This window comes from Achromobacter sp. GW823-FHT04E03 (genome assembly GCF_058796095.1).
Genome location: NZ_JBXAIJ010000002.1, coordinates 1,722,825 through 1,739,212, shown reverse-complemented (window position 1 = coordinate 1,739,212; position 16,388 = coordinate 1,722,825). Strand labels below are relative to the sequence as shown.

Here is a 16,388-nt window from a genome sequence, read left to right as displayed (position 1 = left end):
TCACAGTAGCGAAACGCTCACCACGCCCTTCAGGCGTCGGCTGGCGGGGTCAGGCCGCGCAGCGTCGCGCGCAGCAGGGAATCGCTCAGGTCCGCATCCGCCTGCATCAAACGCTGCAGCAGGCGGTCAGGGCTGTCGCCGGGAGTCTCCAGATGCCAGCCATACAGGTGCAGCCCGTTCAGCACATAGGCATCGTCCAGGCCTTCCAGCACGGCATGCTGGCGCGGCGCGCGCGCGGACGGCGGCAAGGCATTGTCGGCGCAGTCCGCGACGAGGATGGAAGTCGGCCTGGAAAAGTAATCCGCCACCCGCACGCGGGCCTCTTCCAGCCGGCGTAGCGCCGCGGCATCCAGAGGTTCATCCGCCAGCCGCACTTTGAGCAGCAGGTTGCGTTGATCGAGTTCAACGATGTGCAGGTCTTTCTCGACCCAGTCCGCATGCACTGGCGCGCTCTTGCGGCGGAAGACTTCCGCGGCCGCCAGCCCCGCTCCCAGGCCTTCGCCAGCTAGCAGCTGCTTGAAAAAGTCGCGCTCGGCCATGGCGCGGTCCAGTTCCTGCAATTCCAGGTCGAGCGCATGGCGCTCGCGCAGGCATTGCGCGCGACGGGCGTGCAATTGCTCGTCTGCCGGGCCGCGCTGCAGATCCAGCCACCCCGCCAGGCGCACGCCGCTGCGCTGGCCCAGGCGTTCGATGCAGCGGCGCAGCTCCTGCAGAAACAGCGCCGCGCCCGCTTCGTCCTGCGCCAGATCCGGCGCCAGCGCCGGAAGCAGCAGCAGGCGGCCCGGCGGCTCACTGGCGTAGCTTGCCAGCGTCATGCCCTGGCCGTCCTCGAGTATGCCCGCGCCCGGCGCCTCGGCCAGAGTCGCGCAGGGCTGGAAACAGCGCGCGGCTTCGGTGAAGAGCGTGCGGAAAGGCTCGCCCGCCTGGCGCGGCAGCGCAGCGCCGTCGATCGGCTGGCTGCGCACCCGCCGCGGCCAGAGCGGATCGGACCAGTCGTAAGGAAGAATGTCCTGCAAGGTATGCACGCCCACCGTGCGCGGCGCGGGCACCAACGCCACCAGGGTGCCGCCCGCGGCCAGCAGGCGCTTGAATTGTTCGCGCCAATGGCGGCTGGTGGCCAGCAGCCATTCCGACGCGCCCACCCCCAGCACCGGCGGATCGGCGCGTTCGCAGGCCGCCTCCAGCGCGGGGTACAGGCCGGCGGGATTCCATATGAGCACGTCCGCCCGGTCCAGCGAGGCGGGCTGATCAAAGGACAGAACGGCATCCAGGCTGTGGGGCGGGAGCGCCAGCGCAAGGTCGAGCGTAGAAATATTCATATCGCTAATCCGTACTTGACTTTCGAAATCAATATATCATAAAGTCTAGTTAACTAGACAAATATACAAATCCTATATACATATTCCGGAAACCAGCTGTCATGTCCACTCTTACGAACGTCCGCAGCGAGTCCCCCGTCTCCAGCAGCCCCGTGGCGCTGGACCGCGACTCCCCTCTGCCGCTCTATGTGCAGATCAAGCGGCGCGTGCTGATGATGATCCTGAACTGGCAGCAGGAAAGCGACCGCTTCCACACCGACCACGAGCTGAGCGAACAATTCAACGTCAGCCGCATGACGGTGCGCCAGGCCATCCAGGAACTGGTGGACGAAGGCTATCTGCGGCGGGTCCGCGGTTCCGGCACCTTCGTCTGCGCCCCCAAGATCGACGAACAGTTCAGCCCGGCCATGGACTTCATCGACCAGTGGTCCGCACACGGCCGTCCCCTCAGCCTGCGGGTGCTGCACTGCGCGCAGGAACCGGCCTCGGCCGTCGTGGCGCGCGAACTGGACGTGGCGCCCGGCACCCCGGTCTGGAGCATCCTGCGCCTGCGCACGGTCCAGCAGGTGCCGATCTCGATCGACTACCGCTATGTGCGCACCGACCGCATCCCGCACATCGACGCCCGCCAGGCCGAGGCGGGCTCCCTGCTGGAGCTGATCGGCCGCCAGGTCGAGCTGGCCTACGGCAACCTCAAGATCGAGGGCGGCGCGGTGCAGGCCGAACATGCCGATTACCTCAGCCTCCTGCCCGGCGATCCCGTCCTGACGCGGCACCTGGTGTATTTCGACAAGCAGGACCGGCCGGTCATGTCCGGCCTGTCGCATTACCGCGCGGACCAGGTCCGGTACTCGGTGCGCGTACCGCTGCAGAACGGCGCAGGCAAGACGGACCAGGTGTCGGACTCGCTCGAGTTCCGCAACCCACCCGGCGTGGCGGAGGCCTAGCCGACTACGTTTTCGCTGTTCGTGGAAGTTGCTGCACCCCCTTAAATCCCGCATCAGGCACAGGAGTAGCACCATGACTTGCTTAAAGACGTTTCTGGAGTTCTCGCGCCGCGCGGCCATCGCGCTGCCGGCCGCCGCGCTGATGCTGGGCATGCACGCCGCCAGCGCGCAGGATACGGTGCGGATAGGATCCATCCTGTCCGTGACCGGTCCCGCCGCCTTCCTCGGCGAAGACATGAAGGCCGGCATGGAAATGGCCATCGACGACATCAATGCCGCCGGCGGCATCGGCGGCAAGAAAGTCGAATGGGTGTTCTACGACGCCGAAAGCCAGACCGCCAAGGCCATCAACGCCACCAAGCGGCTGCTGTCCCAGGACAAGGTGGACATCATCGTCGGCGGCGGCAACATGAGCGGCATCGCCATGGCCATGGTGCCGATGGTAGACAAGGCCGCCACGCCCTTCATTTCCACCGAAGGTTCGATGCAGATCGTGATGCCGGTGGCCGAACGCAAGTACGTGTTCAAGAGCACCGTGGACGACGACCAGGTGATCGACCGGGTGCTGGACTACTTCGACAAGAAAGGCATCAAGCGCGCCGCCCTGCTGGCCGACAACAGCGGCTTCGGCCAGAGCGCCGTCGAACAGATGAAGCGGCTTGCCGCCAAGCGCGGCATCGACATCACGTATGAATCCTTCAACCCCGCCGACACCGACCTGACTCCGCAGCTCACGCGCATCAAGAATGCGTCGGTGCAGGCCATCATCTGCTGGACCGTCACCCCGGCTGGCGTGGTGTTCATCAAGCAGGCGCAGCAGCTGGGCCTGGACAAGCTCACCCTGGTGCACAGCTACGGTTTCGTCGACCAGCGCTACATGAAGCTGGCCGGCGACTCGGTCAAGGACCTGCTGCTGGTCAGCGTCAAGTTCCCGGTGGGCCAGGACCTGCCCGACGCCGACCCGATCAAGACGCGCATCGTGGACCTCAGCAAGCGCTTCGAGGCCCGCTACAAGCGCAAGCCCAACCAGTTCGTGGCCCAGACCTACGACGCCATCATGTTGGCACGCGCCGCCCTGGACAAGAGCGGCGGCGACAAGGAAAAGACCCGTGAACAGCTGACCGCCATCACCGGCTACCAGGGCGTGGGCGGGGTCTTCAATTTCTCGCCCCAGCGCCACTCGGGCCTGGATAAGGACGACATCGTCATGCTGGGCTACCGCGACGGGCAGTTCCGGCTGGCCGACTACAAGTAAAGCAGTTCCATCTCCGCAACCTCCACTCACGCGCGCCGCGGGCGCTGCAAACCAGGGAGTGCAGTCATGAACGTAGCAAGCGCCGAGCCGCGTACGATCCTGGACGATCCGGAAAGCATCTTTCCGCTGGACCTGGACACCCGGATCCCCAAGATCCGCGACCTCTACCACCTGGCAACGGTCAAGCAGTGGGACCCGCGCACCGACATCGACTGGCATCTGTTCGACGCCTCGCAGTACACGCCCGAGCAGCGCTACGCGGCCCGCCAGTACTGGAGCCGCCGGGCCTGGAGCGAATACGGCGCCATCTCGGAAAGCCCTGCCCTGCAGATCCGCTTCTGCCACGACAAGTGCGAACCCGACCTGCGGCTGTTCTTCACCATCCGCTCACAAGAGGAAAGCCGCCACGCCGAAGCCTGCTACCGCATGGCCGAAGCGCTGGGCGGCTACATGGAGCAGCCGGCCCAGGCCGCCTACCAGGGCTCCGTCGCCACCCATGGCGTGCGCAAGATGGCGTTGGATCCCGAGGTGTCGGTCGAGGCCATTCTCGCGGCGCTGGTCTGCGCCGCCGAGGAAATCGCATTCGACGTCTTCCGCCACCTGGTCGAAATCACCCGCGATCCCGTCGCCAAGCAGATCTGCGCCCGCATCATGCGCGACGAGGTGCGGCACTGCGCGTTCGGCTGGCGCTTTCTCGACCACCGCATTCCGCAGATGTCCGCCGCCGAAATCAAGGTGGTGGAAAACGCCGTGATCAACATGATGGAAAAGGTCGAGCTCAACGGCTATCACAGCGCATGGCTGGCGCCCGACAATCCGGCTTCTCGCGCCGAAATGGAAGTGGACCGGCTCACCTGGGAAGCCGGCCTGGGTTCCACGGTCGAAGAACTGGAGAAGCCCCTGTTCGTTGAAACCGTGCAGCGCGTGCGCCGCCAGATGGAGCCTTGGGGCGTGCATCTGCCCCTGCTGCACCACCCGAAGATCGGCGAATTCTGAACGCGAGGAAACCCGACATGAACGCAGCCACGACCAGAATTCCCGTTGAGCGCCGCTTCCCGCTGACGCTCAAGCAGTCCATCACCTCGATCCGCGAACTTTACGAAACCGGCAAGCAGCAGCGCTGGGCGCCGGAGACCGATATTCCCTGGGCCAGCCTGGATCCAGGCGCCCTCGACGCGCAAGTCCGCGATGCGGCGCGCCTGACCTGGAGCCGCCGCGCCTGGGTGGAATACGCCGGCTTGAGCGAAACGCCGGCGCTGCTGGTGCGCCTGTGCCTGGAGAGCGGCCGCGAGTCCGACCCCAAGTACTTTCTCACCGTGCGCAACACCGAGGAAGCCTGGCAGATCGAGTGCTTCCACCGCTACGCCACCTTGCTGGGCGGCTACCTGAACCGCCCGCCCAGCCCGCAGCAGGAAGCCATCTTCAACCAATGCCGGCACCGCCAGGTACTGGATGCCGCCTGCCATGCCGACGCCTTCTTCACCACGCACGCCGCGGTGGAAGACGGCCTGGAGCTGGAACTGTTCCGGGCCTACCTGGAGAACGCCCGGGAACCCGTTGCGCGCCGCATCCTGGAACAGTGCGTGCAGGCCAAGGAGCGTCACGCCACCTTCGGCTGGCTCTATGTGGCCGAACGCGCCGCGGCCTGGTCCGACGCCGACCGCGCCGCCGTGGCGCAGGCCGTGTCGGGCTATCTGAACGAGGTCGAACTGCGCGGCTACCACTGCCCCTGGCTGGCAGAGCCCGACGGCGCCGAAAGCCGTGCCAACGCGCTGACGGCCGAAGCGGGCCTGGGCGCTGCGTCCGCAGACCGGGAGTATGAGGTCCTGTGGTCGTACCTGGAGACGGTGACGCGGCGCCTGGCCGAGTTCGGCGTCGAACTGCCCGGCATCGCGCTCACCTCGCGCCGTCCCAACTGAGCCGGCGCCGGGGCTTCGCCATGGACATGTCCGCGCAAATCATCCAACTGCTGGTCGCCGGCATCACCACCGGCAGCATCTACGCCATCGTGGCGGTGGGATTCAACGTCATATTCAAGAGCACCGACGCCATCAACTTCGCCCAGGGCGAATGGGTCATGATGGGCGGCATGGTGGCGGCCGCCTGTTATGCGGTCGCCGAACTGCCGCTCTGGCTGTCCTGTCTGGCGGCGGTGGCCCTGGTGGCCTTGGCGGGCGGCCTGTCCGAACGCCTGGTGATCCATCCGCTGAAAAAGCCCGCGCCCCTGCTGGTGACGCTGCTCAGCATCGGCCTGGCCATCTGTACCAAAAGCCTGGTGATGCTGGGGCTGGGCAAAACGCCGATGGGCTATCCCGCATTCTCGGGCGACACGCCGGTGCCGCTGGCGGGCGCGCAGATTCCGCCGCAGAGCTTCTGGGTGATGGGGGTGGCGCTGCTCTTCATGCTGGGCACGCATTTCTTCTTCGAACGCACCCTGCTGGGCAAGACCCTGCGCGCGACCGCCATCGACCGAGACGCCGCCGCGTTGGTCGGCATCAACGTGCGGCGCTCGGTGACGGTGGCCTTCGTGCTCGCGGCTCTGGCCGGCGGCATCGCGGGCGTGATCATCGCGCCGCTGACCTTCACCTCCTATGACCACGGCACCATGCTCGGCTTCAAGGGCTTCAGCGCGGCCATGCTGGGCGGGCTGGGCAGCCTGCAGGGCGCCTTGCTTGGCGGCGTGCTGCTGGGCGTGATCGAGGCGCTGGGAGGCGGCCTGATTTCCTCGCAATACAAGGACGCGCTGTCCTTCATCGTGCTGTTGCTGGTGCTGTTCTACCGTCCCCAGGGCTTGCTGGGCAAAGCCGAAATCAACAAGGTCTGAAGGGGGTGACGATGAAATCCGAAATCCATCCGCCCGGGGACGGCGCGCGCCACGACCTGCGCATCCTGCTGGCGCTGTGGGGCCTGTTCCTCCTGTTTCCGCTGGTGGCGCCGAACAGCTATGCCGTAGGCCTGGCGGTGACGTTCAGCATCAACCTGATGCTGATCGCCAGTCTCAACCTTCTGATGGGCTACTGCGGGCAGATATCCATGTGCCAGGCCGGCTTCTTCGGCCTGGGCGCCTATGTCAGCGGCGCCTTGTCGGCCAAGTACGGCCTCCCCGCACTCGCCTCCATCCCGGCCGCGCTGGCGGTCGCAAGCACGGCGGCGCTATTGATCGCCCTGCCCGTGCTGCGGCTGCGCGGTCACTACCTGGCGATGGCAACGCTGGGATTCAACGCCATCCTGTCGGTGCTGTTCGTCGAACTGGTGGACTACACCGGCGGCCCCAACGGCCTGTCGGGAGTCGAGCCCATCACCATCGCGGGCTATGCCTTCGATACCGACCGGCGCTTCTTCTACCTGGCCTGGGCCGCGGGCCTCCTGCTGATGTGGGGCTTCCTCAACCTGACCCGCTCGCGCATCGGTCGCGCCATGATCAGCGTGGCCGGCAGCGAGGTCGGCGCGGCCAGCCTGGGCATCAACACCTATGCGCTCAAGGTGGCGGTGTTCGTGCTTTGCGCCGCGGTGGCGGCCCTGGCGGGTACGTTCTATGTCCATTTCAACCAGTTTGCATCGCCGGAAACCTTCAGCTTCTCCGCATCGGTGCTGCTGCTGGTCATGGTCGCGGTCGGAGGCTGGGGCAAGTACTGGGGGCCCTTGTTCGGCGCGCTGGTCTACACCGCCGCGCCCGAACTGCTGCGCGCCTTCCACGACGTGGAGCTGCTGCTGTTCGGGCTGGGCATGATCCTGGTCCTGATGTTCTTCCCGGGCGGGCTGGCGGGACTGGCGCAGCGGCTGTGCCGGCGTTCCGCAAGCCTGCCCGCATCCCCGGTGGCGGCAACGAAGGGAAAGGTGCGCCATGGCTGATCACGATTTCCTGTCGGTGCGGGACCTGGGCATCAATTTCGGCGGACTGGCCGCGCTTGCCGACCTGTCCTTCGATCTGAAGCAAGGGCAGATCAAGGGGCTCATCGGTCCCAATGGCGCGGGCAAGAGCACCTTGTTCAACATCGTCGCGGGGCTGCTGCAGCCCGGCAACGGCGACGTTTGCTTTCGCGGCCGCTCGGTGCGGGGCCTGCCGCCGCACCAGCGCGTCAGGCTGGGCATCGCCCGGACCTTCCAGAACCTGCAGATCTTCAAGGACCTGACGGTGCTGGAGAACGTCATGGTGGGCTGCCATGCGCGCTTCGGCTCCGGCCTGTGGGCCTGCATGCTGCGCACGCCCCGCCAGCGCCGCGACGAGCGGCAGATGCGCGACATCGCGATGCAACGGCTGGAGCAGCTGCATCTGGCCCGCCAGGCTGATGTGCTGGCTGCGGACCTGAGCTTCGGCCAGGCCAAGATCCTGGAAATCGCCCGCGCCCTGGCCGCCGATCCCACCTTGCTGCTGCTGGACGAACCCGTCGCGGGCGTGCCGCATGCCGAAGTGGCGCAGGTGGCCCAGGTCATACGCGAAGTGAACGCCAGCGGGGTAACCGTGCTGCTGGTCGAGCACAACATGAGCTTCGTCATGCAGCTGTGCGACGACATCCTGGTCCTGAACTACGGCCGCAAGATCGCCGAAGGCCAGGCCGACGCGGTGCGCGTCGATCCCCTGGTCCTGAAGGCCTATCTCGGGGAGGACATGCCCGATGCTTGAAATCACCAATCTGTGCGCCTCTTATGGGGCCGGCGACGTCCTGCGGGAAACCAGCCTGGAGATTCCCGCCGGGCAGATAGGCTGCCTGCTAGGCGCCAACGGCGCCGGCAAGACCACGGTCATGCGCAGCCTGAGCGGCCTGCTGCGCCCCCTGCGCGGCAGCGTGCGCTTCGAGGGCGAAGCGATAGAGGCGCTACCCGCCGACCGCATCGTCGACCGCGGCATCGTGCTGGTGCCCGAAGGCCGGCGCGTCTTCGCACCGCTGTCGGTCAGCGAAAACCTGGAAATGGGCGGCTACAAACTGCTCAAGCAACGCCGCCAATCCGAGTTCCGCCGCAACCTCGACTTCGTCCTGGACCTGTTCCCGCGGCTGTCCGAGCGCGCCCGCCAGGCTGCGGGAACGCTGTCCGGCGGCGAACAGCAGATGGTCGCGATCGGCCGGGCCCTGATGAGCAGCCCGCGCCTGCTGATGCTGGACGAACCGTCCATGGGCCTCGCGCCCCTGGTCGTGAAGGACATCTTCCTGTCGCTGCGGCGGCTCAAGCAGGAAGGACTGACGCTGTTCATCGCCGAACAGAACGCCAGGCTGACCTTGAGCGCCGCGGACTACGGCTACGTGCTGCAGGAAGGCCGGGTGGCGTATTCGGGCAGCGCCCAGGCGCTGCGCGACGATACACGGGTACAGGCCGCCTATCTGGGCGCCTGACAGGAGACAGGTGAAGCGATGACGTGTTCTTCCCAGGAGCAGGCGATCGATCCGGAGCAGGAAGCGCAGTACAACCTGCGCGCCCGGCACCCCGAACGCGAGGAAATCTACTTTACCTATGCGCGCCGCAGCGCCGACACGCGCAGCCGGCGCGAGGCGCGCCTGGACCTGCGCTTCGGCGAGCGGCCCTCGAGCGTGCTGGACCTGTTCGTTCCCGACCACGTGCCGGCGCCACCGCTGCTGGTCTTCATCCATGGCGGCTATTGGCGCGCCCTGGACAAGCACGGCTTTTCGTTCATCGCCGACGAGTACCTGGCGCGCGGCGTCGCGGTGGCGCTGCCCAACTACACGCTGGCGCCGCACGCGAGCGTCTCCGAGATCGTCGACGAAGCCTGTATGGCCGTCTCCTGGCTGACCGCGCAGGGAGAGCGCCACGGCTACGACGCCAGCCGCATCGTGCTGTCCGGCCATTCCGCCGGCGGGCACATGGCCGCCCGCGCGCTGTGCCGGGACCTCGTGCCCGCCCTGGCGGGCAGGATACGCGGCTACGTGGGCTTGAGCGGACTGTTCGATCTGGAGCCGCTGCTGCGCACTTCCATCAACCGCGATCTCCACATGAGCGCGGCCGAAGCCCGCAGCCTGGGGCTGTACCAACGCGTCGCGTTGTACGAAGTGCCCATGGTGTTCGCCGCCGGCGCGCTGGAAACCGAGGGCTTTCGCGGCCAGAGCCGGGATTTCTCGCAGCATTGCGCCAGCCATGGCCACGAGGTGGAGAACCTGGTGGTGCCGCAGCGCAACCATTTCGATCTGCTGACCGATTTCGCGGGCGGAAGCTATCCGCTGTTCAACAAGACGCTCGATCTGCTGCTGCCCGGCGCGGGCCGGGCCTGATCTTTCACGAGGAGTCCCTATGGCAGGCCAACCACTCAATCCCGCGGGCGTCTGCGCTCCGCTGGGCCCCTACAGCCAGGGCGTGCTGACCGAAGGCCCCGGACGCTGGCTGCACATTGCCGGCCAGGTGGGAGTATCGTCGGAGGGCGCGCTCGCCCAAGGCTTCGAAGCCCAGGCCCATGCCGCCTGGCGCAACATCCAGGCCATGCTGGAGGCTGCGGGGATGAATGCGGGCGATCTGGTCAAGGTCGTGACCTACATCACGGATGAAAGCCAGTTGCCGCTGCTCGGCCCCGTCAGGCTGGCCTATCTGGGCGAGGCCCGTCCCGCCGCGACGCTGGTCGTGGTGCGCGCCCTGGCGCGGCCCGAGTGGCTGATCGAAGTGGAAGCGTCGGCGTACAAGCCTGCATGACCCGCGCGGCGGCATCGCCGGAAGGAGGATGAGCATGTTCGAGGACCTACGCAACAAGCGGGCCCTGGTGACCGGCGCCTTTGGCGGACTGGGCGCGGAGTTCGCGCGCACCCTGTCCGCCGCGGGCGCGCACGTGGCGCTGGCCGGGCGCAGGCTGCAGGCCGGCGAGCAGCTGGCCGCGGAACTGGCCGCCGCCGACCGGCAGGCCTGCGCCATCGCGCTGGACGTGACCCAGCCCGACAGCGTCGCGGGTCTGTTCGATGCCGCATCCGAGCGCCTGGGCGGCGCCATCGACATCCTGGTCAACAACGCCGGCATTACCACCGCGCGCCCTGCGCTGGAACACAGCGAAGCCGACTGGATGGACGTGATCGACGTCAACCTCAACGGCACCTGGCGGGTGGCGCAGGCAGCCGGACGCCACATGCAGGCGCACGGCGGCGGCAGCATCATCAACATCGCTTCCATCCTGGGGCTGCGGGTGGCCCAGCAGGTTCCCGCCTACGCCGCCTCCAAGGCCGCGCTGATCCAGCTGACGCAGGCCCTGGCGCTGGAATGGGCGCGCCACGGCATCCGCGTCAATGCGCTGGCGCCAGGCTACATAGAAACCGACCTGAACCGCGAATTCTTCGCCAGCGACGCGGGGCAGGCGCTGATCCGGCGCGTGCCGCAGCGCCGGCTCGGGCAGGCGCGGGAGCTGTCGGCTCCCCTGCTGCTGCTGGCTTCCGACGCCTCTTCCTTCATGACCGGATCGGTCCTGGTGGTGGACGGCGGACACCTCATTTCCACGCTTTGACTCCGGGACGCAATATGGACTTCAGCCTCACGCCAGAAATCGAAAGCTACCGCCTGCGCATCAAGGACTTTGTCGAGACGCACATCCTGCCGGTGGAGGCGGATCCGTCCTCCTACGACGAACACGAGAACATCCGCGAGGAAGTCCTGCAGCCGCTGCGCCGCCGCGCGCGCGAAGCCGGTCTGTGGGCCCTGCAGATGCCGCGCGAGCGCGGCGGCCAGGGCCTGTCGCGCGTCGGCATGGCGGCCTGCTACGAGGAAATGAACGTGTCGATCTTCGGACCCGTGGTGTTCAACAGCGCGGCGCCCGACGACGGCAACATGATGGTGCTGGAAAAGGTCGCCACCGAGGCGCAGAAGGCGCGCTGGCTGCAACCCATCGTGGACGGCAAGGTGCGCTCCTCGTTCGCCATGACCGAACCGCATCCCGGCAGCGGCTCCGACCCTTCCATGATGCGCACCACCGCCACTCTGCAGGACGGCAAGTGGCGGGTGCATGGCAAGAAATGGTTCATCACCGGCGCCGGCGTGGCGCAGCACTTCATCCTGATGGCCAAGACCTCGGACGATCCGCGCAAGGGCCTGACGGCCTTTCTGTTCGACGCGGACCAGCCCGGCTGGCGCATCGAGCGGCGCATTCCCATCATGGGCCCGGAGGAACACGGCGGCCATTGCGAACTGGTATTCGACGGACTGGAGATTCCTGACGAAAACCGCCTGCTCGGCGTGGGCGACGGTCTGAAGGTCACGCAGATCCGCCTGGGGCCCGCGCGGCTGACGCATTGCATGCGCTGGCTGGGGCTGGCCCGCCGCTCGCTGGCGATCGCGCGCGAGTACGTGGCGACCCGGCAGAGCTTCGGCACCGCGCTGGCCGAACGCGAAGGCGTGCAATGGATGCTGGGCGAATGCGCCATGGCGATCGAAATCGGCCGCCTGCTGACGATGCGCGCCGCGGTCGCCCTGGACCAGGGCAGCTACGCGCGCAAGGAAGTCTCGATGGCGAAGATCGTCGTCTCCGAAACGCTGCACAAGGCGGTAGACACCGCCATCCAGCTGACCGGCGCGCGCGGCTATTCACGCGATACGGCGCTGGCCTGGATCTACCGCTACGCGCGTCAGGCCCGGCTGGTCGACGGTGCCTCGGAAGTGCACAAGATGGTGCTGGCTCGGTTCCTGATGGACGAAGGCGACGACTTCTGGCGTTGGCAGGCGCAGGACGCGGCCGGGGCGCAATCGTGACGGGCGCGGCGGCGGACGCCATCGACGGCCAGGACGCGCTGGCCGCCTACCTGGTGCGCGCAGGGTATGCGGGACGGGCGGAGGAAGTGGCGCTGCGCCGCCTGGCCGGCGGCCAATCGAATCCGACCTACGTCGTGACCACGGACAAAGGCCAGTACGTGCTGCGCAAGCAGCCCGCGGGCAAGCTGCTGCCCTCGGCGCACGCCATCGACCGGGAATTCCAGGTGATGCGGGCGCTGCAGCGCAGCGACGTGCCCGTGCCGCGCATGCTGGACTATTGCGCCGATGACAGCCTGCTCGGCACGCCCTTTTATCTGATGGACTACGTGCAGGGACGCAGCTTCGTCGACCCCGCCCTGCCGGGCCTCGCGCCGGCCGAGCGCGCCGCCATCTACGCGGAAACCAGCCGCGTGCTCGCGGCCCTGCATCAACTGGATTACGCGGCCCTGGGCCTGGAAAGCTATGGCCGTCCAGGCAACTACTACGCGCGCCAGATATCACGCTGGACGCGGCAATACCGCGAAAGCCGGCCGGCGGCCGACCTGCCCGCCATGGAAGCGCTGATCGACTGGCTGCCGCGCAACATTCCCGCCAGCGACGAAACGCGCCTGGTGCATGGCGATTTCAGGCTGGACAACCTGATCTTCCATCCCACCGAACCCCGCGCGCTGGCCCTGCTGGACTGGGAGCTTTCGACACTGGGCCACCCGCTGGCGGACCTGGCCTACTACAGCATGTGCTGGCGCGTATCGCCGCAGCTGTGGCGCGGCGTGGCCGGCTCCGACCTCGCCGCGCTGGGCATCCCCGGCGAGGACGAAGTCGTGGCCGCGTATTGCCGGGCGCGCGGGCTTGCGGGGGTGTCCGATTGGGGCTTTTATCTCGCCTACAGCTTCTTCCGCATGGCCGCCATCCTGCAAGGGGTTGCCGCGCGCGCCTCGGGCGGCAATGCCGCAGCCGACGACGCCCGGACCATGGGCGCCAAGGTGGAACCGCTGGCCGAGCTGGGATGGGAGTGCGCGCGCAACGGCAGCGCGGGTTGACGCAACGGCGTCAAGGAGCGGGCTGAAAGCGCCAGGCGGCGGACTGGCGTCCGCGGCGCAACCGCTCTATAACCTGATAATCGCGCCGGCGCGTCAGCCGGCCGCCCCCACTTCCCCCGCATCCATGACCCAGACCTGCTCCCTGGCGCTGCAACCCGCCACCGAAGACGACCTGCCCTTCCTGCTCACCCTGCGCAAGACCACCATGCAGGAACACCTGCAGCGCGCGGGCGCGCCCCTGGATGACGACCACCATCTGGCCCGCATCCGTTACCGTTTCGAGGACGCCCGCATCGTCTGGCTGGACGGCCGGCCCGCCGGCCTGTTCAAGCACGGCCGGGACCCGGCAGGCTGGCGCATCGTGCAGATCCAGATCGATCCCGCCTTCCAGGGCCGCGGGCTGGGCCGCCGCCTGCTGGAGGGCGTGCTGGACGAGGCCGACGCCGAGGGCGTCCCCGTCACCCTGAGCGTGCTCAAGGGCAACCCTGCCCGGCGCCTCTATGAAGCGCTGGGCTTCATCCCCGTGGAGGAAACCGACCTGGAATATGAAATGCGTCACGAACCCGGCGCGGTCCGGCCGGCTGACCCTTTGCAACTTCTTTCAGCCCGGCTGGAATAAAGCCGGGACCGGCAGCGTCTGTAGGGGGCAGTCTCCCACTTTCCCTATCTACGTACGAGGCACACCATGCGCAAACACATCGCCGCAGCCCTGGCCATCTCCGCCGCCGCCCTGTTTTCGGCCGGCGCCCAGGCCCAGGCCGTCAAGACCCAGGACGGCATGCTGGTCAACAGCGCCGGCATGACGCTTTACACCTTCGACAAGGATGCCGGCGGCAAGAGCGCCTGCAACGACCAGTGCGCCAAGATCTGGCCGCCCGTCATGGCCAGCGCCGACGCCAAGCCCATGGGCGACCTGACCGTCATCACCCGCGACGACGGCAGCAAGCAATGGGCCAGCAAGGGCAAGCCGCTGTACACCTATGCCAAGGACGCCAAGGCGGGCGACAAGACCGGCGACAACTTCAAGGAAGTCTGGCACGTTGCCAAGCCCTGATACGGTGTCCGCCATCACACGCAGCAACCCATGCGCGCCGAAGACGAAGCCCTGATCCTGGCCTGCATCCCCAGCCTGCGGCGCTATGCCCGCGGGCTGACGGGCGACCCCCACCGGGCCGACGACCTGGTCCAGGACACGCTGGAGCGCGCATGGAGCCGCTATTCGCGCTGGCAGCGGCGCGGCGAGCTGCGCGCCTGGATGTTCGGCATCATGCATAACCATTTCATCGACGGCGTGCGCGCCAGCAACCGGCGGGCCGAACAGACCGCCCCGGGCGAACTGCCCGACGCCCCGGTGCGCGCCACGCAGACAGACCACCTGGAGGTGCGCGACCTGGACCGCTGCCTGCAAGCCCTGCCCGCCGAACAGCGGGAAGTGCTGTTGCTGATATGCGTGGAAGACCTGTCCTATCAGGACACCGCCCGGATACTGGACGTGCCGATGGGCACGGTCATGTCGCGCCTGTCGCGCGCCCGCGAAAAACTGGGCGCGCTGATGCAGGCGCGCGACACCGTCAGCAAGCTCCATCGCGTGAAATGACATGAACGAGAAACGCCTCCATGCGGTGCCCGGCGCGGGCACCCCGATTACCGAAGCCGACCTGCATGCCTATGCGGACGGCCAGTTGCCGCCCACGCGCCGCGCCGAGGTCGAAGCATTCCTGGCCTCCCATCCGCAAGACCAGGCCCGCGTCGACGAATGGCGCGAGCAACGGCGCCTGCTGCACGCCATGCTGGACCCGGTGCTGGACGAGCCGCTGCCGCTGCGCCTGCCCCTGGCGCGGCCCTCGAACCCCTGGCCCTGGCGGGCCCTGGCCGCCGGCGTGGCGATCGCCGCCATCAGCGCCAGCGCCGCCTGGATCACGCGCGGCGCCATGGACGCCCGCCAGCTGCAGGCCGCGCTGGCGACCGCCGCGCCCGAACGCATTGCGGGCGGCTATGCCCAGCGCGCCGCCATCGCCCACGCGGTCTACGCGCCCGACATGGGCCGGCCTGTGGAGGTCGGCGCCGACAATGAAAAAGGCCTGGTGACCTGGCTGACCAAGCGCATGGGCGCGACCATGCGCCCGCCGTCGCTATCGCAGGCCGGCTACGAACTGGTGGGCGGCCGCCTGCTGCCGGGTGGTGCGGGGCCGGTCGCGCTGTTCATGTACGGCGCGGCCGACGGCCAGCGCCTGACGCTGTACGTCACCCGCGAAGCCGCGGGCGGGCAGACCGCGTTCCAATTCACCCAGGAAGGCCCGGTGCGGGTGTTCTACTGGGTCGAAGGACAGTTCGGCTACGCGCTGTCAGGCGCGGTCAGCCGCGAGGAACTGCTGCGCGTGTCGCAAGAGGTCTACCAGCAGCTGCAGGGCTAGTCCGGGGACGCGAGGCCCAGCCCGCCAGCATGCTCGCGCGCCTGGTGCAGCATGTGCAGCGTGATCTTGCGGACCTCCGCTCGGCTCATGCCGATATGCGAACGCAACATCCGCGCCGCCTCCTCGGCTCGCCGCGCCAGCACGGCCCGCAGGATGGCCGCGTGCTCGTCGTAGGTCGCATCCACGCGGAAGTCCTTGGTGAAATCCAGCCGCCGCACGATGCGTATCTTCTCGGTCACGTCGCGATGGATCTGCGCCAGCTCCGGGTTGCCCGCGGCTGCCACCAACGAACAATGAAAGGCCTCGTCCAGCTGCGCCACCAGCCGGCCGTCCAGGATGCGTTGCCGCGGCGGCGCCAGCCACACGTCCTTCAGCGCGCCCAGCATGCCTGCCTCGTCCATGTGCTCGCGCGCGCACAGCCGTTCCACCGCGGCCTGCTCCAGCACCACGCGCACGTCATACAGCGCCTCGAAGCGTTCGAAGTCGAAAGGCCGCACCTGCCAGCCGCTGCGCGGACGGGGCAGCACGTAGCCTTCGCGCTCCAGCCGCGCCAGTCCCAGCCGCACCGGCGTGCGGCTGACGCCCAGCCGCGCCGCCACCTCGGCCTCGGTGAAGCGCTCGCCCGGCAGCACACGGAAGTCGAACAGGTCGGCTTTCAGCCGCTGATAGACCTGGTCGGCCAGCGAACCGGCCAAGGCCGGCGTCTGGCGGATGGCGGGAGCGGCCAGCGCGGATTCCAGGCGCAT

At 67.8% G+C, this 16,388-nt stretch carries 19 protein-coding genes; 17 read left to right on the top strand and 2 right to left on the bottom strand.

What is annotated here, in order from left to right:
• Positions 1–29: 29 nt before the first annotated feature.
• Positions 30–1,319, bottom strand: coding sequence for a hypothetical protein (locus AC1RHV_RS19295; RefSeq protein WP_192352655.1), 1,290 nt, complete (start codon positions 1,317–1,319; stop codon positions 30–32).
• A 101-nt stretch (positions 1,320–1,420) separates the two neighbouring features.
• On the opposite strand from AC1RHV_RS19295, the gene AC1RHV_RS19290 reads away from it, so the two are divergent.
• The 17 genes from AC1RHV_RS19290 (at position 1,421) to AC1RHV_RS19210 (ending at position 15,642) form a co-directional block, all read left to right on the top strand.
• Positions 1,421–2,266 (top strand): GntR family transcriptional regulator, encoded by an 846-nt coding sequence (locus AC1RHV_RS19290; protein WP_054451601.1) that lies wholly within the window; start codon positions 1,421–1,423, stop codon positions 2,264–2,266.
• Between the two features lie 73 nt (positions 2,267–2,339).
• Complete coding sequence (locus AC1RHV_RS19285; protein ID WP_054451602.1) at positions 2,340–3,521, top strand: ABC transporter substrate-binding protein; 1,182 nt, start codon at positions 2,340–2,342, stop codon at positions 3,519–3,521.
• 66 nt (positions 3,522–3,587) lie between these two features.
• On the top strand, positions 3,588–4,517 hold the full coding sequence (locus tag AC1RHV_RS19280; protein ID WP_119449233.1) for a ferritin-like domain-containing protein: 930 nt from the start codon (positions 3,588–3,590) through the stop codon (positions 4,515–4,517).
• Between the two features lie 17 nt (positions 4,518–4,534).
• Positions 4,535–5,440, top strand: coding sequence for a hypothetical protein (locus AC1RHV_RS19275; RefSeq protein ID WP_054451604.1), 906 nt, complete (start codon positions 4,535–4,537; stop codon positions 5,438–5,440).
• A gap of 26 nt (positions 5,441–5,466) precedes the next feature.
• Positions 5,467–6,345: a branched-chain amino acid ABC transporter permease gene (locus tag AC1RHV_RS19270; RefSeq protein ID WP_225588902.1), complete on the top strand. Its 879-nt coding sequence runs from the start codon at positions 5,467–5,469 to the stop codon at positions 6,343–6,345.
• Positions 6,346–6,356: 11 nt separating this feature from the next.
• Positions 6,357–7,373, top strand: coding sequence for a branched-chain amino acid ABC transporter permease (locus tag AC1RHV_RS19265; protein WP_054451606.1), 1,017 nt, complete (start codon positions 6,357–6,359; stop codon positions 7,371–7,373).
• On the top strand, positions 7,366–8,145 hold the full coding sequence (locus tag AC1RHV_RS19260; protein ID WP_054451607.1) for an ABC transporter ATP-binding protein: 780 nt from the start codon (positions 7,366–7,368) through the stop codon (positions 8,143–8,145). The genes AC1RHV_RS19265 and AC1RHV_RS19260 overlap by 8 nt, the downstream gene beginning before the upstream one ends.
• Positions 8,138–8,851, top strand: a complete 714-nt coding sequence (locus AC1RHV_RS19255) for an ABC transporter ATP-binding protein (RefSeq protein ID WP_054451608.1) — start codon at positions 8,138–8,140, stop codon at positions 8,849–8,851. The genes AC1RHV_RS19260 and AC1RHV_RS19255 overlap by 8 nt, the downstream gene beginning before the upstream one ends.
• Before the next feature lie 18 nt (positions 8,852–8,869).
• Entirely contained in the window at positions 8,870–9,742 is an 873-nt protein-coding gene (locus AC1RHV_RS19250) for an alpha/beta hydrolase (RefSeq protein WP_492301711.1), read from the top strand.
• 19 nt (positions 9,743–9,761) lie between these two features.
• Entirely contained in the window at positions 9,762–10,154 is a 393-nt protein-coding gene (locus tag AC1RHV_RS19245) for a RidA family protein (protein ID WP_119449231.1), read from the top strand.
• A gap of 34 nt (positions 10,155–10,188) precedes the next feature.
• The gene (locus AC1RHV_RS19240) at positions 10,189–10,950 is read left to right on the top strand and encodes an SDR family NAD(P)-dependent oxidoreductase (protein WP_054452248.1); all 762 of its coding nucleotides are present in this window, start codon (positions 10,189–10,191) and stop codon (positions 10,948–10,950) included.
• A 14-nt stretch (positions 10,951–10,964) separates the two neighbouring features.
• On the top strand, positions 10,965–12,188 hold the full coding sequence (locus tag AC1RHV_RS19235; protein WP_054451611.1) for an acyl-CoA dehydrogenase family protein: 1,224 nt from the start codon (positions 10,965–10,967) through the stop codon (positions 12,186–12,188).
• Positions 12,185–13,228, top strand: coding sequence for a phosphotransferase (locus tag AC1RHV_RS19230; protein WP_175212483.1), 1,044 nt, complete (start codon positions 12,185–12,187; stop codon positions 13,226–13,228). The genes AC1RHV_RS19235 and AC1RHV_RS19230 overlap by 4 nt, the downstream gene beginning before the upstream one ends.
• 124 nt (positions 13,229–13,352) lie before the next feature.
• Positions 13,353–13,847 carry a GNAT family N-acetyltransferase gene (locus AC1RHV_RS19225; RefSeq protein ID WP_492301707.1) on the top strand — a complete coding sequence of 165 codons (495 nt, stop codon included), beginning with the start codon at positions 13,353–13,355 and terminating at the stop codon, positions 13,845–13,847.
• Between the two features lie 66 nt (positions 13,848–13,913).
• Positions 13,914–14,282: a COG4315 family predicted lipoprotein gene (locus tag AC1RHV_RS19220; RefSeq protein ID WP_054451613.1), complete on the top strand. Its 369-nt coding sequence runs from the start codon at positions 13,914–13,916 to the stop codon at positions 14,280–14,282.
• 30 nt (positions 14,283–14,312) lie between these two features.
• Positions 14,313–14,825 (top strand): RNA polymerase sigma factor, encoded by a 513-nt coding sequence (locus AC1RHV_RS19215; protein ID WP_054451614.1) that lies wholly within the window; start codon positions 14,313–14,315, stop codon positions 14,823–14,825.
• 1 nt (position 14,826) lies between these two features.
• Positions 14,827–15,642, top strand: a complete 816-nt coding sequence (locus AC1RHV_RS19210) for an anti-sigma factor family protein (RefSeq protein WP_346546806.1) — start codon at positions 14,827–14,829, stop codon at positions 15,640–15,642.
• Here the strand turns inward: AC1RHV_RS19210 and AC1RHV_RS19205 are convergent.
• Positions 15,639–16,388: a GntR family transcriptional regulator gene (locus AC1RHV_RS19205; RefSeq protein ID WP_492301704.1), complete on the bottom strand. Its 750-nt coding sequence runs from the start codon at positions 16,386–16,388 to the stop codon at positions 15,639–15,641. The two genes, AC1RHV_RS19210 and AC1RHV_RS19205, sit on opposite strands and share 4 nt — an antisense overlap.